The 22882-nt window shown below is 73.7% G+C and carries 18 protein-coding genes; 10 read left to right on the top strand and 8 right to left on the bottom strand.

Annotated features, from left to right (window positions below; translation table 11 throughout):
- Positions 1-266 precede the first annotated feature (266 nt).
- The 6 genes from AC07AW_RS32090 (at position 267) to AC07AW_RS32065 (ending at position 7802) form a co-directional block, all read left to right on the top strand.
- A complete protein-coding gene (locus AC07AW_RS32090) occupies positions 267-1445 on the top strand; it encodes a low temperature requirement protein A (protein ID WP_478818980.1) in 1179 nt (392 codons plus the stop codon).
- A 50-nt stretch (positions 1446-1495) separates the two neighbouring features.
- Entirely contained in the window at positions 1496-4060 is a 2565-nt protein-coding gene (locus AC07AW_RS32085) for an ATP-binding protein (protein WP_478818979.1), read from the top strand.
- Positions 4057-4590, top strand: coding sequence for a P-loop nucleotide/nucleoside kinase family protein (locus AC07AW_RS32080; protein ID WP_478818978.1), 534 nt, complete (start codon positions 4057-4059; stop codon positions 4588-4590). The genes AC07AW_RS32085 and AC07AW_RS32080 overlap by 4 nt, the downstream gene beginning before the upstream one ends.
- 396 nt (positions 4591-4986) lie before the next feature.
- A complete protein-coding gene (locus tag AC07AW_RS32075) occupies positions 4987-5772 on the top strand; it encodes an SDR family oxidoreductase (protein ID WP_478818977.1) in 786 nt (261 codons plus the stop codon).
- Positions 5773-5810: 38 nt separating this feature from the next.
- Complete coding sequence (locus AC07AW_RS32070) at positions 5811-6887, top strand: P1 family peptidase (RefSeq protein WP_478818976.1); 1077 nt, start codon at positions 5811-5813, stop codon at positions 6885-6887.
- 72 nt (positions 6888-6959) lie between these two features.
- Positions 6960-7802, top strand: a complete 843-nt coding sequence (locus AC07AW_RS32065) for a DUF6227 family protein (RefSeq protein WP_478818975.1) — start codon at positions 6960-6962, stop codon at positions 7800-7802.
- Positions 7803-7830: 28 nt separating this feature from the next.
- Here AC07AW_RS32065 and AC07AW_RS32060 read toward each other — a convergent pair whose 3' ends face one another.
- Entirely contained in the window at positions 7831-8904 is a 1074-nt protein-coding gene (locus AC07AW_RS32060; protein ID WP_478818974.1) for a tetratricopeptide repeat-containing glycosyltransferase, read from the bottom strand.
- Between the two features lie 315 nt (positions 8905-9219).
- Between AC07AW_RS32060 and AC07AW_RS32055 the strand changes: the two genes are divergently transcribed.
- Entirely contained in the window at positions 9220-10248 is a 1029-nt protein-coding gene (locus tag AC07AW_RS32055; RefSeq protein WP_478818973.1) for a hypothetical protein, read from the top strand.
- A gap of 86 nt (positions 10249-10334) precedes the next feature.
- Here the strand turns inward: AC07AW_RS32055 and AC07AW_RS32050 are convergent, their stop codons facing one another.
- From AC07AW_RS32050 to AC07AW_RS32035, 4 genes are all read right to left on the bottom strand, one after another.
- Positions 10335-12404 (bottom strand): PTS fructose transporter subunit IIABC, encoded by a 2070-nt coding sequence (locus AC07AW_RS32050; RefSeq protein WP_478818972.1) that lies wholly within the window; start codon positions 12402-12404, stop codon positions 10335-10337.
- Positions 12401-13354 carry a 1-phosphofructokinase gene (gene pfkB / locus AC07AW_RS32045; protein WP_478818971.1) on the bottom strand — a complete coding sequence of 318 codons (954 nt, stop codon included), beginning with the start codon at positions 13352-13354 and terminating at the stop codon, positions 12401-12403. Before pfkB ends, AC07AW_RS32050 begins: the two co-directional genes overlap by 4 nt.
- Entirely contained in the window at positions 13351-14112 is a 762-nt protein-coding gene (locus AC07AW_RS32040; protein ID WP_478818970.1) for a DeoR/GlpR family DNA-binding transcription regulator, read from the bottom strand. Before AC07AW_RS32040 ends, pfkB begins: the two co-directional genes overlap by 4 nt.
- 181 nt (positions 14113-14293) lie before the next feature.
- Entirely contained in the window at positions 14294-15823 is a 1530-nt protein-coding gene (locus AC07AW_RS32035) for an MFS transporter (RefSeq protein ID WP_478818969.1), read from the bottom strand.
- Positions 15824-15885: 62 nt separating this feature from the next.
- On the opposite strand from AC07AW_RS32035, the gene AC07AW_RS32030 reads away from it, so the two are divergent.
- Entirely contained in the window at positions 15886-16845 is a 960-nt protein-coding gene (locus tag AC07AW_RS32030) for a helix-turn-helix transcriptional regulator (RefSeq protein WP_478818968.1), read from the top strand.
- Positions 16846-17243: 398 nt separating this feature from the next.
- Here the strand turns inward: AC07AW_RS32030 and AC07AW_RS32025 are convergent, their stop codons facing one another.
- Positions 17244-18245 carry a sigma-70 family RNA polymerase sigma factor gene (locus AC07AW_RS32025; RefSeq protein WP_478818967.1) on the bottom strand — a complete coding sequence of 334 codons (1002 nt, stop codon included), beginning with the start codon at positions 18243-18245 and terminating at the stop codon, positions 17244-17246.
- A 514-nt stretch (positions 18246-18759) separates the two neighbouring features.
- Here AC07AW_RS32025 and AC07AW_RS32020 point away from each other — a divergent pair.
- On the top strand, positions 18760-19767 hold the full coding sequence (locus AC07AW_RS32020) for a questin oxidase family protein (protein ID WP_478818966.1): 1008 nt from the start codon (positions 18760-18762) through the stop codon (positions 19765-19767).
- A gap of 73 nt (positions 19768-19840) precedes the next feature.
- Here AC07AW_RS32020 and AC07AW_RS32015 read toward each other — a convergent pair whose 3' ends face one another.
- On the bottom strand, positions 19841-20629 hold the full coding sequence (locus tag AC07AW_RS32015) for a dioxygenase family protein (RefSeq protein WP_478818965.1): 789 nt from the start codon (positions 20627-20629) through the stop codon (positions 19841-19843).
- A gap of 81 nt (positions 20630-20710) precedes the next feature.
- On the opposite strand from AC07AW_RS32015, the gene AC07AW_RS32010 reads away from it, so the two are divergent.
- Positions 20711-21217 (top strand): MarR family winged helix-turn-helix transcriptional regulator, encoded by a 507-nt coding sequence (locus AC07AW_RS32010; protein ID WP_478818964.1) that lies wholly within the window; start codon positions 20711-20713, stop codon positions 21215-21217.
- Between the two features lie 124 nt (positions 21218-21341).
- On the opposite strand, the gene AC07AW_RS32005 is transcribed toward AC07AW_RS32010, so the two are convergent.
- A complete protein-coding gene (locus tag AC07AW_RS32005; protein WP_478818963.1) occupies positions 21342-22871 on the bottom strand; it encodes an MFS transporter in 1530 nt (509 codons plus the stop codon).
- Positions 22872-22882 lie beyond the last annotated feature (11 nt).

Below are 22882 nucleotides of genomic sequence, written 5' to 3'. Positions count from 1 at the left end.
CCTTGCCCTTCCAGGCTGCGCCGCCGCATCAGGGCGAGGTGAGTGCCGATGGTCGCCGGACGGGCGGGCCTTGGTCCCCTCAGCGGGAGGCCGGAGGAACCGGCAGCAGGCCGCTCCACCCGCGCCCTGGCCGCCGTACCGGACGCCCGGGCCGTCACGGAGCCCCTCGCCGACCGTCCCCGCGTCGCGGAGCTCGTGGCCGCGCGGTACGAGGAAAGGCGTGGCTTGCGAGCGGGCCCGCCGCCCGCTCTGCTGTGCTGGGGCGCATGACACAACCGTTCCTGCCCCTCACCGCCCGCTCCCGCGAGGAGTCGCACCGGGTCGCCACGTCCCTGGAGCTCTTCTTCGACCTGTGCTTCGTCGTGGCCGTCGCCCAGGCCGGCGCCGAACTCGTCCACGCGATCGCCGAGGGCCACGCGGGCCAGGGCATCCTCAACTACGCGATGGTCTTCTTCGCCATCTGGTGGGCCTGGATGAACTTCTCCTGGTTCGCCTCCGCGTACGACAACGACGACGTCCTCTACCGGGTCATCACCCTCGTCCAGATCGCCGGTGTGCTCGTGCTCGCCGCCGGCGTCTCGCGCGCCTTCGAGGAGCACGACTTCCTCGTCGTCTACCTCGGCTACCTCGTGATGCGCCTCGCGATGGCCTCGCAGTGGCTGCGCGCCGCCCACCACGCCACCGACCCGGCCGAGCGGACGATGTGCCGCCGGTACGCGGGCGGGGTCATCGCCGTCCAGGTCGGCTGGCTCGCGCTGGTCCTGGCGCCCGAGCCGGCCCGCCCGTGGGTCTTCCTGGTGATGGTGTTCGCCGAGCTGGCGGTTCCGCTGTACGCGGAGAAGGCCGTGGTCAGCGCCTGGCATCCGCACCACATCGCCGAACGGTACGGCCTGTTCACCATCATCGTGCTCGGTGAGACCGTCGCCGCCGCGACCGTCGCCGTGAAGACGGGCATCGCCGAGAACGACGCCCTCGGCGAGGTGCTCCCGATCGCCGCGGGCGGTCTGCTGCTGGTCTTCGCCGCCTGGTGGATCTACTTCGTCGTGCCCGCCCACGACCGGCTGACCTCCAGCCGCCAGGCCTTCCTGTGGGGCTACGGCCACTACGTGATCTTCGCGTCGGCGGCCGCCGTCGGCGCGGGTCTGGAGATCGCCGTGGAGCAGGCCGTGGGCGAGGCCCACATCTCCACGCTCGCCGCCTCCGCCGCCGTGACGATCCCGTCGGCCGTGTTCCTGCTGTCGGTGTGGCTGCTGCACGCCCGCTACTTCAAGGTCGGCATCGCCCAGCAAATGGTCCTTCCGGTCTCGTCGTTCCTGATCCTGATGTGCACGTTCGCGGGCCACTGGGCGGTGCTCGCGGCCGGGCTCGTCGCGGCGGCGACGGTGGCCGTCGGGGTCACCCTGACCGCCCGCAACCCCATCACGCGCACGCGGGCGACGGCCTGAGAGGCCCGGGAGGCTGGAGGATCCACCGTCCGCCGGGACACAATCCCCTCATGATCTTCCGCCTGCTCGGGCCGCTCACGATGGCCGACGCCACGGGCGTCCCGATCCCCGCCGTCGGCGGCCCCAAGGTCCGCGCCCTGCTCGTCCGGCTCCTCCTCGACGCGGGCAGGACCGTCCCGGTGGAGCGGCTCGTCGACGGGCTGTACGGGGACGAGCCCCCGGCCGGCGCCCAGGGCGCGCTCCAGGCCCAGGTCTCGCGGCTGCGCCGGGCCCTCCCGACGGGCGTGGCGGTGGAGTTCTCACCCGCCGGGTACCGGCTGGCCGTCGGGGATCCCGCGACGGACGTGGACGTCCTGCGGTTCGAGGCGCTGGCCCGGGAGGGTGCGCGGGCGGGCGCGGCGGGCGACCCCGGCCGCGCGGCCGGGCTGCTGCGGGAGGCCCTCGGACTCTGGCGGGGGCCGGCGCTGGCGGACGTACGGGACGCGCCGTTCGCGGCGGGCCAGGCGGCCCGGCTGGACGCGCTGCGGCTGGACGCGGTGGAGGAGTGGGCGGCCGCCGAGCTGACCGTCGGTGGTGACTCGGCCGTCCTCGTACGGGAGTTGGAGTGGTCGACCCGGGAGCAGCCGCTGCGGGAACGGTTGCGGGGCCTGCAGATGCGGGCGCTCGGCGCGGCGGGCCGGCAGGCGGAGGCGCTCGCCGTGTACGAGGAGGTGCGGGCGGCCCTGGCCGAGGAGCTGGGGGCCGATCCGTCGCCGGAACTGTCCGCCGTACATCTGGAATTGCTGCGGGGCGGGGGGTCGCCCTCGCCGTCGGCGTGGGCGTCGGCATCGGCATCGGCATCGCCCTCGCCCTCGCCGTCGCCGTCGCCGTCGCCGGAGTGGAAGTCCCCTCCGCTCCCCACGCCGCTGACGGACTTCGTGGGCCGCGGGCGGGAACGGGAGCGCCTGACCGGCCTGATGGCGGCCGCGCGGCTCGTGACCCTGGTGGGCCCGGGCGGCGCGGGCAAGACGCGCCTGGCCCTGGAAGTGGGAGCGGGGCTGCCGGGGGAAGTGCGGTTCGTGGACCTGGGGGTGGTGGGGGGCAGGGGCGACGCTGACGGTTCGTCCGGCGAGGTCGCGGAAGCGTTCGCCGCCGCGCTCGCGGTGCGGGGTGCGGCGCGGCTCGAAGCGGCCCTCGCCGGGCGGCCGGTGGTGCTGATCGTGGACAACTGCGAGCACGTCGTCGTGGAGACGGCCGTGCTCGTACGGCGTCTGCTGGCCGCCTGTCCGGATCTGCGGGTCCTGACGACGAGCCGTGAGGCCCTCGGGATCACCGGGGAGTCCCTGCTGCCGCTCGGCGCGCTGGCTCCCGAGGCGGCGGAGGAGCTGTTCGTACGGCGGGCCGCGGCGGTCAGGCCGGGATTCACGGGGCACGCGCGCGTGGCGGAGCTCTGCGCGGGCCTCGACGGGCTGCCGCTCGCCGTCGAGCTGGCGGCGGCCCGGCTGCGGACGCTGTCCGTGGAGGAGCTGGCGGACGGGCTCGGCGAGCGGTTCGAGCTGCTGTCGCGCGGGGACCGCACCGCGCCGGAGCGGCACCGCACGCTGCGGGCCGTGGTGGAGTGGAGCTGGTCGCTCCTCGAACCCGGCGAACGGGAACTGGCGGCGCGGCTCTCGGTGTTCCGGGGCGGGGCGACGGCGGAGGCGGTGAGCCGGGTGTGCGGGGCGGGCGCGGGAGCGCTGGCGTCGCTCGTGGAGAAGTCGCTGGTGGAGGTACGGGACGACGGCCGGTACCGGATGCTGGAGACGATCCGGGCGTACGCCGCCGAACGGCTCACGGCCGGGGACCCGGCGCCGGCCGCGCACCACGCGTACTACCGGGAGCTCGCCGAGGCCGCCGATCCCGAACTGCGCGGCCCCGCCCAGCTGGAGTGGCTGGCGCGGCTCGACGCGGAGGACGCGAACCTGCGGGCGGCGCTGCGGCGGGGCACGCCGGAGGAGGGGCTGCGGCTCGTGGCGGCGCTCAGCCCGTACTGGTGGCTGCGCGGGCTGCGGGGCAGGGTGGCGGCGCCGGTCGCGGAGCTCCTGGACCGGGTGGAGCCGACGGCGGAACGGGGCGAGGAGTACGCGCTGTGCGTCCTCGCGGCGGGCCTCCGGGAGGGCGAACACGTCGACCGGGCCCGGGGGTTCCTCGCCGCGGGTACGGCTCCGCTGCGGCAGCCGTACACGGCGTTCCTCTGGTCGACGTCCGTGGGCCCGGTGGAGGGCCTGCGGCTCGGCGAGGACGCCTGGTCCCGGTCGCTGGGGCTCGTGGGCCGCGCCCTGCTGACGGCGGCGCCGGCCGAGGCGGAGACGCTCCTGACGGAGGCGCTTGCGGGGTTCCGGGCGCTCGGGGAGCGGTGGGGGACGGCGACGGCGCTTGAGGGTCTCGCGGGTCTCTCGGCCGAGCCGTTGCCCCTGCTCGGGGAGGCCCTGGCGCTCTTCGAGGAACTGGGAGTCGCCGAGGACGTCGTGGACCTGCTCCGGCGACGGGCGGCCGTCCACGAGGCGGCGGGTGACCGGGAGGCGGCGGCGTCCGACCGCGCCCGCGCGGAGGAGACGGCCCGCCGGGCGGGGCTGGCACCCGGGGCGCGCGCATGACCGACCGCGCCTTCGTGATCGTCTCGGGCCTGCCCGCGAGCGGGAAGAGCACCCTGGCCCGCGGGCTCGCCGCCGGGCTCGGCCTGCCGGTCGTCGACAAGGACGTGATCCTGGAGTCGCTGTACGACTCCCTGGGCGTCGGCGACCAGGCGTGGCGGCACCGGCTGAGCCGGGCCGCCGACGACGTCCTGTACGCGCTGGCCGCCGACGCCGGGCGGGCCGTCCTCGTGAACTGGTGGCACCGCGACGCGGCCCCGGGCCGCCTCCGCGCGCTGGGCGCCCGTCTCGTCGAGGTGCACTGCGCCTGCGACCCGGCGCTCGCCGCCGAGCGGTTCCGGGCCCGGCGGCGCCACCCGGGCCATCTGGACCAGGACCTCTCCCCCGCGGAGCTCGCCGAACGAGTCGCCGCGTGGTCGTCCCGGCCGGGTCCGCTCGGGCTCGGCGGACACACGGTGGTCGTCGACACGAGCGGGCCTGTCGCGGGGGACGCGCTCACGGCGCTGGTGACGAAGACGGCGACGCTCCTCTAGGCCAGCCACCCGCCCGTGTGGGCATGCGTCCCGCTGGGGCGGGACGGGTGGGCACACGGGACGGCGCGTTTGGCCGCGCCCCCGCCTTCCGTGCCTGGACCCGCACCCCAGCGGCGGCGCACAAGTCGGTGCGGGTCAGGGCGCGGAAGCCTCTGGCGCCGGCAGGGCGCGGGTCCGTTGTGCCCACCCGTTCCGCCCCTTGCGGAACGCCTGCCCACAACGGGGGCGGGTGGGCACCGCCCCGGCGGAACGGCCGCCCACAACGGGGGAACGCAGGCCCACCAACGGGGCCGTCAGGGCCTGTCAGTCGGTTGTCAGTGGTTCGTCAGCGCGCCGCGCGAATGTTCTTCCCGTGCCCCGGGGAGACGCCCCCGGGCCCCACCCGAGGAGACCACCATGGAGCAGCCCACCACCACCCGCACCGCCCTCGTCACCGGCTCCTCCCGGGGCATCGGGCGGGGCATCGCCCGGCGGCTCGCCCGTGACGGGATGGTCGTCGCCGTGCACTACGGGCAGGACGCCGCCGCCGCGCAGGAGACCGTGGACCTGATCGTCCGGGACGGCGGGCGGGCCTTCTCCGTCGGGGCCGACCTGACCACGCACGACGGGGTGCTCGCGCTGGTCGAGGGCGTGCGGGCCGGGCTCGCCGCCCACACCGGGGAGGCGGCGCTCGACGTCCTGGTCAACAACGCCGCCGCGACGACCTCGGGCGGGCACCTCGCGGACGAGACCCCGGAGGAGTTCGACCACGTCTTCGCGGTCAACGTGCGGGCCCCGTACTTCCTCGTGCAGGGTCTGCTGCCGGTGCTCCGGGACGGCGGCCGGATCATCAACATCGGGTCCGCCGTCACCCGGATCGCCCTCGCCGACGAGCTGGCGTACGCGATGACGAAGGGGGCCATGGAGACCTTCACCCGCACCCTCGCCAACGTGGTCGGGGAGCGCCGGATCACCGTCAACACCGTCGCCCCCGGCCCGACGCAGACCGGCGGCCTGACCGCCGCGATGGCGGCGATGCCGCAGCTGGAGCAGATGCTGATCGGCGGTCAGGCGCTGCCGTGGGTCGGGCAGCCGGAGGACATCGCCGACCCGGTGGCCTTCCTGGCCTCGGAGGACGGCCGCTGGATCACCGGCACCGTGATCGACGCCTCGGGCGGCACCTACCTCGGCCCGAAGCGTTGACCCGAGCGGCGAGCCAAGGGCCGTGGTAGGGAGGGGACATGACACTCCCCGAGGAGAGCGGCCGTCAGGACTCGATCACCGACGTGGACGGGCTGCGCGTCGGCCACGCGCGCGTGGCCGGGCCCGGCGCGCTGAGCGGCACCACGGTCGTCCTGGCCCCGGAGGGCGGGGTCGTCGCCGCCGTGGACGTACGGGGCGGAGGGCCGGGCACGCGGGAGACGGACGCCCTGGACCCGCGGAACGTGGTCCAGCGGATCGACGCGGTCGTCCTGACCGGCGGCAGCGCGTACGGCCTGGACTCCGCCTCCGGGGTGATGGCCTGGCTGGAGGAGCGGAACCGGGGCGTGCGCGTGGGCCCCGACCCGTCCCATGTCGTGCCGGTGGTGCCCGCCGCGTGCGTCTTCGACCTGGGCCGGGGCGGCGACTTCACGGCCCGCCCGGACGCGGGGACGGGCCGGGCGGCGGTGGAGGCGGCCGCCGCGAGCGGGGACCACGCGCGCGTGGAGACGGGCGCGGTCGGCGCGGGCACCGGGGCCGTGGTCGGCGGCCTGCGGGGCGGGGTGGGGACGGCGAGCACCGTCCTGGAGTCGGGGATCACGGTCGGCGCGCTCGTGGTGGTGAACGCGGTGGGCTCGGCCGTCGACCCGACGAACGGCGTCCCGTACGGCGTCTACTACGGCGCGGGCCGGCTCGCCTTCCCGGACACCTCGGTCCACAAGGCGGCCCGGCGGCGCCTCGCGGAGGCGCGCGAGGCGTCCACCCGGCCCCCGCTGAACACGACGCTCGCCGTCGTCGCGACGGACGCGGTGCTCACCCGGGCCCAGGCGCTGAAGGTCGCCGGCACCGCGCACGACGGCATCGCGCGCGGGGTGCGCCCGGTGCACCTGATGAACGACGGGGACACGGTCTTCGCCCTCGCCACCGGGGCCCGGGAACTGCCGGAGGAGCCCGGCCCGCTCGCCCTGAACGAGATCCTGGCGGCGGGCGCGGACCTGGTGACCCGGGCCATCGTCCGGGCCCTCCTCGCCGCCCCGGGCGGTCTGCGCGGCCCGGGCGGCGACTTCCCCTCGTACCGCGAGCTGTACGGGGCGGAGGCGGACGCGTACTCCCGGTAAGCCCAAGGGAGTTGAAAGAACGGGGCGGGAACTTCCCAGGCGGGCCCTTCGTTTTCCCGAACCCCGGACACGATGTCAGACCCAGGGACTACGTTAAGCAAGCACCAAGTGACATGCGGCGACGGCCTGGAGACCCTCTTGAACGATCCGCAGGATCCTCACGATCCGTACGAGACGACCGAGACGCACCTTGAGCGGCTCCTCGGCCGGGCCCTCAACTCCTTCGACCTGCCCGACTCCACCGTCGAGCGCCTCGGCACGGCGCTCGCCCACTCCAGCGCGCTGCACTCCTCGCACCACAGCGCGTCGCTGCACCGCACGACCCACCGCCACACCTATCTGCTCGCCGACGGCAGCGCGCTCAGCCTCTGGGAGCTCGCGCACAACGCCGGCCGGGACGGCGCCGAGCAGCACGAGCTGTACGCGGAGGAGTCGGAGGCGCGGCTCGCCGCATCCCGCCTCCCGACCGGGCCGCTGCCGGGCTGGACGGCGGAGCACTCCGACGGCCGCGTCCTCGACGAGGACGACGACCTGGAGCTGCTGAGCGCCCTGCTCGCCCGCCCGATACCCGCCCAGCCCCGGATGTACGTGCCGGACAACTCCGCCGACCACGCGCGCCGCGTCCTGCGCCGCGCGGAGAACGCGGACCGGCCGGGCGAGCGCACGGCCCGCCGTCTCCGGCTGGCCTTCGCGCACCACATCACCCAGGCCTTCGGCCGCCACTGCCCGGTGGAGGGCGGCCGGGACACCGGCTTCACCCTCTACGAGCACCAGTTCCTGCTGCTCGACGGCAGCGAGGTCAGCCTCTGGGAGGTCGAGCACACGGCGACGCCGGACGGCCGACACATGTGCGAGGTGTACGAGGACGAGCACGCGGCCCGCGGGGCGATGGAGTCCCGCTCCCGGGTCCGCTGACGCACCGCCGTCGCCCCGCCCCGTCCCTTCAGGGGGCGGGGACGGCGGCGGTGCCGGTGAGGCGCTCGACGGCGAACGCCCGGTTGGCGCGGGTCTGTTCGCGGTAGCTCTCCGGCAGGTCCGGCAGCGCGAGCAGCCGGTCGCAGGCGGCGAGCGAGGCGGCGTGGTCGCCCACCCAGTACGCGGTGATCGAGTACTCGAAGAGCAGCCCCCACCGGTACACCCAGGGCTGCGTGAACAGCAGGTCGTCCGGCATCTCCCGGTCCACGACGGCGGACACGATCGCGTGGGCGGCCTGGTGGCGCCGCTGCTTCCGCAGCCGCGCCACCAGCTCGTAGCAGGCCTCCAGGCGTTCCGGCCGCGACTCCCACGCCCGCGTGAGGGCGTCCATCCCGGCCGGCCAGTCCCCGGCGTCGGCCCGGAGGACCCCCGACTGGAGCAGCGAGAAGTACACCTCCTCGACCCAGCCCCCCATGGCCGCGCGCCGTTCGTAGAGGGCGACGGCCTCGTCGGAGCGGCCCATGTCCCGCAGGGTCTGCGCGAGGTAGAAGACCGTGCGGTGGTTCGTCGGGTCCCGGTCGAGCTCGGCGCTCAGGAGCCGGGCGTCGCGCTCGAACTTGTCGTGGCGCGAACCGCCGTCGGCGTGGTCCTCGATGACGAGCGCGTCCAGGTTCTCCTGGACGTGGTCCCGGTCGGCCGTCAGGTACTCGTGGGTGACGCCCTCGTACCGCCACGGCAGATCGCCTCTGACCAGGCGTTTGATGCGGTACTCGACGTTCCCCCGGTGGCGGATCATGTACGCGTCGGCGAGCGGCCCGCCGGCGGCGGGCAGCGGCGCCTCCTGCCGCAGGACGTGGTCGGCGTCGAGGAGCAGCAGATAGTCGGCCCGGCCGCGGGCGTGCGCGATGTTCAGGCTGCGGTTGTGGCCGAAGTTCACCCACGGCTCCTCCCGCAGCTCTCCGGGGACGCCGTCGAGGGCCTTGCGGATCAGGTCCTGGGTGCCGTCCGTGGAACCGGTGTCGGAGATGACCCAGGTGTCCACCAGGCCGCGGACGGAGGCGAGGCAGCGCTCGATCACCGCGGCCTCGTTCTTGACGATCATGCACAAGCAGATGGACGGACGCACGGCAACACCACTTCCGGTGCGGGCGGGGAGGCGCTCGGGGGCCGATGGGGTGGGCGACCCTATGGGCCGCCTCCCCGGCCGCGGCGTCGGCGCGCCGACGGGCCGTCCGAAGTTCGCCGTCGCGTACGCATCCAATCGGCTGTCCGTGCTAGGCCATGGCGCTGAGAGCGCCGAAAAACGGTCAAGCCTTTGCATGCGCGATCCGATGATCCGATCAGGGGAGCGCGCACTCGCTCCCCTCCCTCGACCTCACTCGCACCGGCCGCGGAGCCGGTGGAGGAAGGAGCATGCATGCGTCCTGATACCAGGACCAGGACCCCGCTCGGCCCGCTGCCCCGACGGCGCGGATGGCTCTGCAGCGGCGCCGTCGCCTCCGTCGCCCTCGTCCTCACGGGCTTCGCCTCGCCGGCCTCGGCCGCGTGGGGAACCCCCGGTACGGAGCAGGCGGGGCCTCCGCCCGGCGACCACTGCAAGGACCGGCCCCCGCACCACGAGGACGGCCCGCCGCCGTGGGAGGAGGACGGCCCTCCGTCGGAGCACGAGGACGGCCCGCCGCCCTGGGAGAACGGTGACCTCGCGGCCTACCTGGACCACCAGATCCAGCCGCTGATGGAGGGCCACGACCCCCGCGCGCTGACCGCGGCCGCGCTGAGAGGAGGAGGCGGGGGCGACGACGACTGCCACGCGGGCCCGCCGGGCCCACCCGGGCCGACGGGCCCCGCGGGCCCGACCGGACCTACCGGTCCTACGGGTGCGACGGGCGCCACCGGAGCCACGGGCGCGACAGGTGCGACGGGTGCGACCGGAGCCACCGGCGCGACGGGTGCGACGGGTGCGACCGGAGCCACAGGCGCCACGGGAGCCACCGGCGCGACCGGGCCCACCGGGCCCTGCTCCGACATCGACACGTACAGCCCCTCGAACGAGGAGGACTTCCAGGCGGTGCTCACCGGCGAGACGGCGTACGCCGGTAAGGCATCCGTGCCGGGCGGGACGATCGCCTGGCAGGACCTCACCAACCTGACCGCGACCCCGACCGATCCCGCGAACGGCTCCGTGGCGGACGGGAACGCCTTCCCCGGCAACGCGTGCGGGATCGCCATCGAGGCCCAGGGCAACGACGCGTTCGTCAAGATCGTCAGGACGAACGGCGAGGTGTGGCAGACCCACGGCAACATCAACGGCCAGGTGTTCGAGTGGGAGGAAGGCTGGTACAAGCAGACGACGCCCACCCCGGCGGTCCTGCGCGCCGGCAAGTTCACGCGCGCCCTGCCCCCCGGCACAGCGCGCAACCTCGTCCCGGGCCTGAAGCGCCCCTGACCGACGGGTGACGCGGCTGAGGGGCGGTGCGCTCGCGGTGCGCACCGCCCCTCTCGGACGGCCCCCTCCTGTCCGGGGGGCCGGGCTCAGGCCGCCACGGTCACCTTCGCCTCGACGGCCGGCGCGGGTTCGGCCTCGGGAGCGGGCTTCCGGGTGCTCTTGAGGAGGATCACCAGCCCGGCGCTGACGGCCGTTCCGGCCGCGATCGCGAGCAGGTAGAGGAACGGGTTGCCGATCAGCGGGATCACGAACACGCCGCCGTGCGGGGCCCGCAGGGTGCACTCGAAGGCCATCGAGAGGGCGCCGGTGACCGCGCCGCCCGCCATCGCCGCCGGGATGACCCGCAGCGGGTCGGCGGCCGCGAAGGGGATCGCGCCCTCGGTGATGAACGAGGCCCCGAGGACCCAGGCGGCCTTGCCGTTCTCGCGTTCGGTCCGGGTGAAGAGCCGGCCCCGTACGGTCGTGGCGAGGGCCATCGCGAGCGGCGGCACCATGCCCGCCGCCATCACGGCGGCCATGACCTTGAGGGAGCCCTCGTTGGGGTTGGCGAGGCCGCCGACGGCGAAGGCGTACGCGACCTTGTTGACCGGGCCGCCGAGGTCGAAGCACATCATCAGGCCGAGGATGACGCCGAGGATCACCGCGTTGGCGCCGGAGAGGCCGGACAGCCAGTCGGTCAGCGCCTTCTGGAGCGAGGCGATCGGCTTGCCCACCACCAGGAACATCAGGAAGCCGACGACGATCGAGGACAACAGCGGGATCACGACCACCGGCATGATGCCTCTGAGGACGGCGGGGATCCGCACCCGCTGGATGGCGAGGACCGTGCCGCCCGCGATCAGACCGGCGGCGAGACCGCCGAGGAAGCCCGCGTTGACGGTGAGCGCGATCGCGCCGCCGACGAAGCCGGGGACGAGGCCGGGGCGGTCGGCCATCCCGTACGAGATGTACCCGGCGAGGACCGGTACGAGGAAGCCGAACGCGAGTCCGCCGATCTGGAACATCAGCGCGGCCCAGCTGTCGACCTGGCCCCAGTCGAAGTGCTGGGTGACGGAGGGGGCCTTGTTGATGTCCCAGCCGCCGAGGGCGAAGCCGAGGGCGATGAGGAGACCGCCGGCGGCGACGAACGGGACCATGTAACTGACGCCGGACATCAGCCACTTGCGGAGCTTGGTGCCGTAGCCCTCGTCCGGCCCGCCCGCTCTCTCGACGGGCGTGGGCTTCGCGGTGGAGACCTCGCCGCGTGCGGCCTTGTCCCGGACTTCGGCGATGAGTTCGGCGGCGCGGTTGATGCCGGCCTTGACGCCGACGTCGACGGTCGGCTTCCCGGCGAACCGTTCCTTCTCCCGTACCGGCACGTCGTGCGCGAAGATCACGCCGTCGGCGGCCGCGACGACCGCCGGGTCGAGCCGGGTGAACCCGGCCGAGCCCTGCGTCTCGACGGCGACCTCGACACCCGTGGCCTCGCCCGCCTTCTCCAGCGCCTCGGCCGCCATGTAGGTGTGGGCGATGCCGGTGGGGCAGGAGGTGACGGCGACGATCCGGAAGGGCGTCTCGGCGACCGGAGCCTCCGGAACAGCCTCCGCCGAGGAGACGCCCTCCGACGAGGCGCTCTCCGACGAGGCGCCCTCCCGCGAGGCGCCCTCCGAAGAGACCTCCGCCGAAGGAGCCTCCACCGAGGAGACCTCCGCCGAAGGCGCCTCCTCCGGCGGCGCCTCCTCCCCCGCGATCAGCGCCGCCGCCCCCGCCGGGGACGTCGAGGAGCGCAGCGCGTCCGTGAACGCGGCGTCCATCAGGTGGCGCGCCAGGGAGGACAGGATCGTCAGATGAGCGTCGTCCGCGCCCGCCGGGGCGGCGATCAGGAAGATCAGGTCCGCCGGGCCGTCCGGGGCACCGAAGTCGACGCCGGCGGCGGAGCGTCCGAAGGCGAGCGTGGGTTCGGTGACGTGGGCGCTGCGGCAGTGCGGGATGCCGATGCCGCCGTCCAGGCCGGTCGGCATCTGGGCCTCGCGGGCCGCGACGTCCGCGAGGAAGCCGTCGAGGTCGGTCACCCGGCCGCGTGCGACCATGCGCTCCGCGAGCGAACGGGCCGCCGCTTCCTTGCTGTCGGCGGACAGGTCGAGGTCGACCAGGTCCGCGGTGATCATCCTGCTCATCGCGGGCTCCCATGCTCGCTGAGTACTCGGTCGAGGGGTACGTCGGCGGTCACCGTGACCGCCGACGGGTCCAGGTCGCCCGGGGTGGGCATCTCGCTGCCGGGCAGCTGGACGGCGGCCGCCCCGTGGGCGACGGCGGCCGCGAGGGCCTCGGGGCCTTCGCCGCCGGCCGCGAGGAAGCCGGCGAGGGAGGCGTCGCCCGCGCCGACGTTGGAGCGGACGGCGGCGACGGCTGCGTGGCCGTACCAGACGCCGTCCGCCGAGACGAGGAGCTGGCCGTCGGCGCCGAGGCTGGCGAGAACGGCGCCCGCGCCCAGGTCCCGCAGTTCCTCGGCCGCCTTGACCGCGTCGCCGACGGTGGCGAGCGGGCGGCCGACGGCCTCGGCGAGTTCGTCGGCGTTCGGCTTGACGACGTCGGGGCGGGCGGTGAGCGCCGCGAGCAGGGACGGGCCCGAGGTGTCCAGGGCGATCCGGGCCCCGGCGCCGTGGGCACGGGTGACGAGCCGGGCGTACCACTCGGGGGCGAGGCCGCGCGGGAGGCTGCCGCAGCAGGCGATCCAGTCGGCGGCGGGCGAGTGGGCGCCGACGGCGGAGAGCAGGGTCTCGGCCTCCTCGCCGCTCAGTTCCGGGCCCGGCGCGTTGATCTTCGTCAGGGTGCCGTCCGGTTCCGCGAGGGCGATGTTGGAGCGGGTGTGGCCGGTGACGGGGACGGGGGCGACCTCGATGCCCTGGCCCGCGAGGAGCTGGGCGACGAGGGCGCCGGGGGCGCCGCCGAGGGGGACGACGGCGACGGTGCGGTGTCCGGCGGCGGCGACGGCCCGGGAGACGTTGACGCCCTTGCCGCCGGGGTCGACGCGTTCGGCTGCGGCGCGCAGCACCTCGCCGCGCTCCAGGCCGGGGACCTCGTACGTCCGGTCCAGGGAGGGGTTGGGGGTGACGGTGAGGATCATGCGCGTACGACTTCCGTTCCGGTGGCCTCGATGGCCGCGGCGTCCTCGGGGCTGAGCCCGCTGTCGGTGACGATCAGGTCGACGTCGGTCAGGTCGCCGAAGCGGGCGAAGTGCTCCTGGCCGTGCTTGGCGGAGTCGGCGAGGAGCACGACCCGGCGGGCGGCGGCGACGACGGCCCGCTTGACGGCGGCCTCGGCGAGGTCGGGGGTGGTGAGTCCGTGCTCGGCGGAGAAGCCGTTGGCGCCGAGGAAGGCGACGTCGGCGCGGATCTCCCCGTACGCCCTGAGGGCCCAGGCGTCGACGGCGGCGCGGGTGCGGTGGCGTACGCGGCCGCCGACGAGGTGCAGGTCGATGCCGGGGTGGTCGGCGAGCCGTGCGGCGACGGGGAGGGCGTGGGTGACGACGGTCAGCGTGCTGTCGAGCGGGAACTCGGCGGCGAGGCGGGCGAGCGTCGAGCCGGCGTCGAGGACGACGCTTCCCTCCGTGGGGAGCTCGGCGAGGGCGGCGCGGACGATGCGGTCCTTCTCGTCGGCGGCGGTGGACTCGCGCTCGGCGAGGTCGGGCTCGAAGTCGAGCCGTCCGGCGGGGATGGCGCCGCCGTGGACCCGGCGGACGAGTCCGGCCCGGTCGAGGGCCTTGAGGTCGCGCCGTACGGTCTCGGCGGTGACCTGGAACTCCTCGGCGAGGGAGAGGACGTCGACGCGTCCGCTCTCGCGGGCGATCCGGAGGATCTCTTGCTGGCGCTCGGGTGCGTACATACCTGTCTACGTCCGTTCATGCCCGAACCTGTGGTTTCAGTGTCAGGCTACGCCCGCTTTTCCGCGAAGTAAACGAATCCGGGCATTCAAGCGGGCAGGAACGGACATCGGTCCTGCCCGGGTACGACGAAGGGCCCTGCCCCGGGACGCATCCCGGGACCAGGGCCCTGCCGTCGGAGGGTCAGTGCGCGAGCACCGGCTCCTTCTCGGCCGTCACCGCCTCGCCGGCGTCGTCACCGCCGCCCTCCAGGTGCTGCTTCGGCTTCGCCGGCAGCGCGAACATCACCAGGAAGATCACGGCGAGCACGCCCGCCGCCCAGCCCAGCGCGTTCTGGAAGGCGTCCGTGAACGCCGCCCCGACCTCGGCCGGAGCCTTCGCGAGCCGCGCGTCGTCGATCTGCCCGAAGAAGACCACCGACACCAGGCCGAGTCCGAGCGCGTTGCCCATCTGCCCGGTCGTGTTGATCAGACCCGAGGCCGAACCCGCGTGCTCCTTCGGCACCTCGGAGAGCACCGCGTCCGTCAGCGGCGCCACGATCAGGCCCATGCCCAGACCCATGACCATCAGCGGCGGAATCATCTGCCAGGACTCGATCCCGGTCCCGTACCGCCCCGCCACGAAGAAGTAGAGAAGCACGCCCGCGACCATCGTCAGCGCGCCCGCCTGGAGCACCTTCCGGCCGAAGCGCGGCACCAGCTTCTGCACGGACATGCCCGCGGCCACCGAGACCGAGATCGAGAACGGCACCCCGGTCAGGCCCGCCTTCAGCGGGGTCCAGCCGAGCCCGACCTGCATGTACAGCGTCCAGACCAGGAAGAAGATGCCGAGCACGACACCGAAGGTCAGCTGCACCGCGATACCGGCCGCGAAGCTCTTCACCTTGAACAGCGACAGCTCGACGAGCGGCGAACCGTCCTTCTTCGTCTTGTACTTCTCGTACGCGACCAGGGCCGCGAAGACGACGAGGCTGCCGGCCATCATCAGGTGGCCCCACAGCGGCCAGTCCAGCTCACGGCCGCGCGTCAGCGGGTAGATCAGCATCAGCAGCGCGGCCGTCACCAGGACCACGCCGACCAGGTCGAGCTTGAGCGCCTTCGGCGCCTTCGACTCGGAGATGAACTTCCGGCCCAGGATCAGGGCCGCGACGCCGACCGGCAGGTTGATCAGGAAGATCGGACGCCACTCCAGGTCCGCGATGTTCCACTGGGTGAGCAGCGCGCCGAGCAGCGGGCCCGAGACCGCGCCGAGGCCGATGATCGCGCCGAACATCCCGAAGACCTTGCCGCGCTCGTGCGCCGGGAAGGTGGCGTGCACGATCGACAGCACCTGCGGCACCATCAGCGCGGCCGTCGCGCCCTGCAGCAGCCGGGAGGCGACCAGCATCTCCTGGTTGGCCGCGAAGCCGCAGAGCGCCGAGGCGAGGGTGAAGCCGGCGGTGCCGAGGAGGAACAGGCGCTTGCGGCCGTAGATGTCGCCGAGCCGCCCGCCGGTGATGAGACCGGCGGCGAACGCGAGGGCGTACCCGGCGGTGATCCACTGGATCACCGCGGGCGAGGCGCCGAGGTCCTTCTCGATGCTGGGGATCGCGATGTTGACGATCGTGGCGTCGACCAGGTCCATGAAGGCGGCGGTCATGACGATGGCGAGGGCGATCCAGCGCCGCTTGTCGCTTGCCGCTGCTGCTTCCGTGGCGGCGTCGTGTGAACTCATACGAAGAAGATAGAAGTCATGTAGGTCAGGTCATGTCCTAGATGACCGGCATCCTGGAAACCATGACGGACACCCCGGCACGACTCCTGAATCTGCTCTCGCTCCTCCAGACCCCGCGCGAGTGGCCCGGAAGCGAGCTCGCCGAACGGCTCTCGGTCTCCCCGCGCACCATCCGCCGTGACATCGACCGGCTCCGCGACCTCGGCTACCCCGTCGAGGCGACCATGGGCGCGGTGGGCGGCTACCGCCTCGTCGCCGGTACGGCCATGCCGCCGCTGCTCCTCGACGACGAGGAGGCCGTCGCGATCGCCGTCGGCCTGCGCGCCGGGGCCGGGCACGCCATCGAGGGCGTCGAGGAGGCGTCCGTACGGGCCCTGGCCAAGCTGGAGCAGGTGCTGCCCGCGCGGCTCCGGCACCGGGTCTCCATCCTCCAGAACGCGACGATCCCGCTGACCCGCGGCGACGGCGCCACCGTCACGCCCGCCACCCTGACGGCGCTCGCGGGCGCGGTGACCGGGCACGAGCGGCTGCGCTTCGGCTACCGGGCCGGGGACGGGACGGAGACGAAACGGCTGGTGGAGCCGTACCGGCTGGTGTCGACGGGGCGGCGCTGGTACCTCGTCGCGTACGACCTGGGGCGGGAGGACTGGCGTACGTTCCGGGTCGACCGGGTGACCGACCCGCTCGCGACCGGGGCCCGCTTCACGCCGCGCGAGCTGCCGACGGGCGACGCGGCGACGTACATGGCGCGCTCGATGACGCGGGCGCAGGGCGAGGTCGACCTCGACGTGTCGTTCGCGGCGCCGGCCGAGTTCGTCGTGGCCCGCCTCCCGTCCCACCTCGTCCCGGTCGCCGAGGGCCCGGACCGCTGCCGGCTCCGCGCCCGCGTCGCGGACTCGGTGGAATGGCTGGCCCTACGGCTCGCCCTGATGGACATCGACTTCACGGTCCACGGCCCGGAGCCTTTGATCACGTACATGCGGGACCTGTCGGGCCGCCTGGCGTCGGCGACGTCACGCTGACGCCGTCGCGGGCAACCGTTCCGCCGGGGCGGTGCCCACCCCGTTGTGGGCAATCATTCCGCTGGGGCGGTGCCCACCCGCCCGGACGGCGCCCACCCCGTTGTGGGCAATCGTTCCGCTGGGGCGGTGCCCACCCGCCCGGACGGCGCCCACCCCGTTGTGGGCAATCGTTCCGCTGGGGCGGAACGGGTGGGCACAACGGACGGCGCCCCCGGCCGGGCCTAGGCTTCCGCGCCCCGACCCGCACCTGCTGTGCGGCGCACGCGTGGTGCGGGTCCAGGCTCGGAACGCGGAGGCGCCGCGGAAGGGCGCCGTCCCGTGTGCCCACCCGTCCCGCCCTGCGGGACGATTGCCCACACGGCGGGTAGGCGCGGGCCTACAACGGTTCGCCGGCCGCTCTAGGCCACCGCGTCGAACCCCGTATCGTGCGCCATCTTCTTCAGCTCCAGCAGCGCGTGCTTCTCGATCTGCCGGATCCGCTCGCGCGTCAGCCCGTGCTCCTTGCCGACCTCCGTCAGCGTCCGCTCGCGGCCGTCCTCGATCCCGTACCGCATGCGGATGATCGACGCGGTCCGGTGGTCGAGCTGGCCGATGAGGTCGTCCAGCTCCTCGCTGCGCAGCAGGGTCAGGACCGACTGCTCGGGCGAGATCGCCGAGGTGTCCTCAAGCAGGTCGCCGAACTGGGTCTCGCCCTCGTCGTCCACCGACATGTTCAGCGAGACCGGGTCCCGCGCCCAGTCCAGGACGTCCGTGACGCGCTCGGGCGTCGAGCCGAGCTCGGTCGCGATCTCGGCGGGCTCGGGCTCCCGCCCGTTCTCCCGGTTGAACTCGCGCTGCACCCGCCGGATCCGGCCGAGCTCCTCCACCAGGTGGACGGGGAGCCGGATGGTCCGGGACTGGTCGGCGATGGACCGGGTGATGGCCTGGCGGATCCACCACGTGGCGTACGTGGAGAACTTGAAGCCCTTCGCGTAGTCGAACTTCTCGACCGCGCGCACCAGGCCCGCGTTCCCCTCCTGGATCAGGTCGAGCAGCGGCAGCCCGCTGCGCGGATAGCGCCGGGCGACGGCCACCACGAGCCGGAGGTTGGACTTGATGAAGAGGTCCTTGGCACGCTCGCCCTCGGCGACCAGCGCTTCGAGCTCCTCACGGGTCGCCCCGCCCCCGTCGCTCTCCACCTCTCCGTCGAGGATCTGCTGGGCGTACACGCCCGCCTCGATCGTCTGGGAGAGCTCGACCTCCTTGGCGGCGTCGAGCAGGGGCGTGCGCGCGATCTCGTCGAGGTACATGCCGACCAGGTCGCGGTCGGCGATCTCCCCGCCCACGGCGCGAACGCTGCTTGCCCGTGCGGCCCCGCTCTGGGCGGAGGTCTGACGACGGGCGACGGCACGGGTTGCCATGCGTGCTCCCTTGCTGAGTAGGTCGCGACACCCTTGCGGGTGCCCTGCATCCGACGGAAACAACGACTGGAATCAGGACAGAATTCCCACCCGGCACATGGATTTTCGCGATCATGCAGTATCCTGCGCGGCCGCCGCCCCCACGGGCATACCGCGGGCACCCATGGAGGTGCAGGTCAGACCGGGCACGGAGGGTGAAACGGCGCCCCTCGCGGGAGCACCCGACCACGCTGTCGGTGAGACCGCGATCACATGCGGCGCCACCCCTTCAGACGCCACCGCACGACCCACGGTTGCCTCCACCGCCCCTCGCTCCCAAGCGCCCCTCCATCGCCCCCTCACCCCCAGCACCCCTCCACCGCCCCCTCGCTCCCCCTAAGCACCCCTCCACGGCCCGCTCACTCCCCCCAAGCACCCCTCCACCGCCCCCCTACTCCCCCAAGCCCCCTCCGCCCTGCGGCCTAGGTCCCCAGCCCGTTCCGCCGCGCCGCTCCCCCGGCCTAGCGTCGCCCCCATGACCGACACCACCGGCACCCTCGACGAGGCACTCGAACGGCTCCACACCACGGGGCCCGAGCGCGACGGCTGGCTCACCAACCACGCCCCCATGGCCGTCGAGGCCCTGGTCCGTCATGGCCAGGCTCCGGCCGTCCACCGCTGGCTCGACCACTACGCGCCCAAGCTGGAGGAGGCGCCCGCCCCGCACACCCCGGTCACCCTCGGCACCTGGCGGGAGGCGCTCGGCGATCCGGCCCGGATCACCGACTGGACCCGTTTCTTCTCCCGCGAGCTGGCGGACCGGCCCTGGCGGTCGGTCCTCGCCGAGTGGTGGCCCCGGCTGCTGCCCGGCATCGCGGGCGGGGCGACGCATCCGGTGATCCGCACCGGGCACGCCGTACGGACCCTGCTCACGACGGAGGAGACGGCGCCGCGCCGCGCCGAGCTGGCGCACGCCCTCGGCTACTGGGCGGCCCGCCACCAGCCGCTCCCGCCGCTCACCCCACTGGCCGTGGCACCGACGGCGGCGGCCGCGCTGGACGCCGTACCGCCCGTCCCGGAGCAGGACGGCGGGATCCGCGCCCGGCTCGCGCAGCTGACGGCGTTCCCGGTGTGGGGCGGGGGTGCGGACCCGGACACGGCGAAGGAGCTGCTCACCGAGCTGGTGACGGCGGCGACGCACCGGTACGCCTCCCACGGTCACGGCGAGCCGATCATGCTGGTGCACGCGGCGACCGCGCCGAACGCGGTCCTGCGGGCCCTTCCCGCGCTCCCCCGCGAGCTGTGGGTGCCGAGCGTGGCGGCGGCCTGGGCGGCGACGGCCGCGGTGACGGCGGCCTACACGCCGCGCGAGGCCGCCCCGTACGCCGGGACCGGGCTGAGCGCCGAGGAGATCTTCGAGCGGGCGGCCACGCACGGCGACGACCACACGATCAAGTTCACGGACACGGCGCTCGACGTGGGCGACCCGCTCGCCCTCGCCGCCGCCGTCCGCTCGATCGACCTCAATCCGCCCGTCCTCTGAGGGCTCGGCCGAACCGGACCGACGAGCTCAGCCGATCCGGACCGACGAGCTCAGCCGATCCGGTCCGACGAGCTCAGCCGAACTGGACCGACCGCTTGGCGAGCCCCATCCAGAAGCCGTCGATCACCGACCGCTCCGCGTCGAGGTCGCCGGCGGCGTCCGCCGCGCCCATGGTGACGAAGAGCGGGGCGAAGTGCTCGGTACGGGGGTGGGCGAGGCGGCCCGCGGGCGACTTGTGCTCGAAGTCCAGGAGGGCGTCGACGTCGTGCGCGGCGAGCGCCTCGCTGCCCCAGGCGTCGAACTCGGCGGACCAGCCGGGGACGCCGGGGCCGGTGTGCCGGAGGGCGGCGAGGTTGTGGGTGAAGAAGCCGCTGCCGACGATCAGGACGCCCTCGTCGCGCAGCGGGGCGAGCCTGCGCCCGATGTCCATGAGCCGGCGCGGGTCGAGGGTGGGCATGGAGATCTGGAGGACGGGGATGTCGGCACCGGGGAACATCTCGACGAGCGGTACGTACGCGCCGTGGTCGAGGCCCCGGTCGGGGATGTCCTGCACGGGGGTGCCGGGGGCGCGGAGCAGCTTGCGGACGGCCTCGGCGAGCTGCGGGGCGCCGGGGGCGGCGTACTGGACGCGGTAGTAGTGCTCGGGGAAGCCCCAGAAGTCGTAGACGAGGGGGACGGTCTCGGTGGCGCCGAGCGCGAGCGGGGCCTCCTCCCAGTGGGCGGAGACCATGAGGATCGCCTTGGGGCGCGGGAGGCCGGCGGACCAGGCGGCGAGCTGGCCGGGCCAGACGGGGTCGTCGGCGAGGGGCGGGGCGCCGTGGGACAGGTAGAGGGCGGGCATCCGTTCCTGCGTGGCGTCCATGACGACCTCCATTCTTGAAACTTCAAGCGTTCCGCTTCAGCGTAGACCCAGTTTGTTCAACTTTCAAGAATGAGTCGTACGATGGGGACCATGGGAGACATGACCGAACCCCGCTGGCTGACCGACGAGGAGCAGCACGTCTGGCGCGCCTACCTGCACGCCACCACGCTCCTCGAAGACCACCTCGACCGCCAGTTGCAGCGCGACGCCGGGATGCCGCACGTCTACTACGGGCTCCTCGTCCAGCTCTCCCAGGCCCCGCGCAGCCGGCTGCGGATGACCGAACTGGCCCGGAGCGCCAAGATCACCCGCTCCCGGCTCTCCCACGCGATCGCCCGCCTGGAGAAGAACGGCTGGGTACGGCGCGAGGACTGCCCCTCCGACAAGCGCGGCCAGTTCGCCCAGCTGACGGACGAGGGGATGGAGGTCCTCCGGCAGAACGCGCCCGGGCATGTGGCGGCCGTCCGCCAGGCCATGTTCGACCGGCTCTCCCCCGAGCAGGTGGAGCAGCTCGGCGCGATCATGCGCGTGATGGCCGAGGGCCTCGAACCCACGGACGCGAACGCGGACCTGCCCTGGCTCCGCTGAGCAGCGGAACCAGCCCGTACCTGCCGGGCTGAGCACGGAACCAACGCAGACCTGCCCTGACTCCGCCGAGCAGCGGAACCAGGGCAGGCCGGTCGCAGATCCAGATCCAGATCCAGATCCAGGATCAGTGGGCGACGACGGGCACCTTCACCTCGTCCTCGGCACCCGCACCGGACCCGGCGACCACGCCGGTCTCCGGCTTCCCGGTGTTGATGAGGACCGCGGCGATCGTGGCCGCGAGGACCAGGATGCCGACCGCCCACCAGATGGCCGCCGCGTACCCCTCGACCATGCCCTGGAGCTGGAGCAGCTTCTGCGCGGCCGGGGTGGTCGCGCCGGCGGCGTGGTCGGCCAGGTAGGCGGTGGTCGCCGAGGCGGCGATCGTGTTCAGCAGGGCCGTACCGATGGCACCGCCGACCTGCTGCGAGGTGTTGACCATCGCGGAGGCCACACCGGCGTCCCGCGGGTCCACGCCGATCGTCGCGAGCGACATGGCCGGCATGAACGCCGTACCCATGCCCAGGCCGAGGAGCAGCTGCGCGGGCAGGATCAGCCCGGCGTACGAGGTGCCGATCTCCAGCTGGGTGAGGAGCAGCATGCCGATGCCGGCGGTCAGGAAGCCCGGGGCCATCAGGAACCGCGGCGGGACGCGGGTCATCAGGCGCGTACCGATCTGGGTCGAGCCCGTGATCATGCCCGCGATCATCGGCAGGAACGCGAAGCCCGTCTTGACCGGCGAGTACCCCTTCACGACCTGGAGGTAGTACGTCAGGAAGAGGAACAGGCCGAACATCGCGATGACGGCGAGACCCAGCGACAGGTAGACGCCGCCGCGGTTGCGGTTGGTCACGACGCGCAGCGGCAGCAGCGGGGACTTGACCAGGTACTCGGTGACGACGAACGCGATGAGCAGCACACCGGCGCCGACGAACAGGCCGATCGTGCCGGCGTCGCTCCAGCCCGCGGACTCGGCGCGGGTGAAGCCGTAGACGAGCGAGACCAGACCGAGGGTGGAGAGGATCACGCCGGGGATGTCGAGCGGCGAGCGGTTGCGGCCGCCCTCGGGCTCACGGACGACGAGGTACGCGCCGACGGCGGCGACGATGGCGAACGGGATGTTGACGAAGAAGGTCCAGCGCCAGTTCAGGTACTGGGTCAGGAAGCCGCCGAGGATCAGGCCCACGGCGCCGCCGCCACCGGCGATCGCACCGTAGATGCCGAAGGCCTTCGCGCGCTCCTTGGCGTCGGTGAAGGTCACGGCGAGCAGCGAGAGCGCGGCGGGCGCGAGGAGCGCGCCGAAGGCGCCCTGGAGCGCGCGGGCACCGAGCATCATCGCCTCGCCGGTCGCGGCCCCGCCGAGGGCGGAGGCGGCGGCGAAGCCGATGAGGCCGGTGATGAAGGTCCGCTTGCGGCCCCACAGGTCGGCGATGCGGCCGCCGAAGAGGAGGAGTCCGCCGAAGGCGAGGGCGTAGGCGGTGATGACCCACTGCCGGTTGCCGTCCGAGATCCCGAGGTCCTGCTGGGCGGAGGGCAGGGCGATGTTCACGATGGTCGCGTCGAGCACGACCATCAGCTGGGCGAGGGCGATGAAGATCAGGGCTTTCCAGCGGCCGGGGTCGGCCTGGATCGCGGGCTTCTCGGGGATTTTCGGCATGGGGGTAGCCA

Source organism: Streptomyces sp. NPDC044003 (assembly GCF_056435185.1).
Note: the sequence above shows the minus strand (reverse complement) of the source record. Positions and strands in the feature narration are given on the sequence as shown.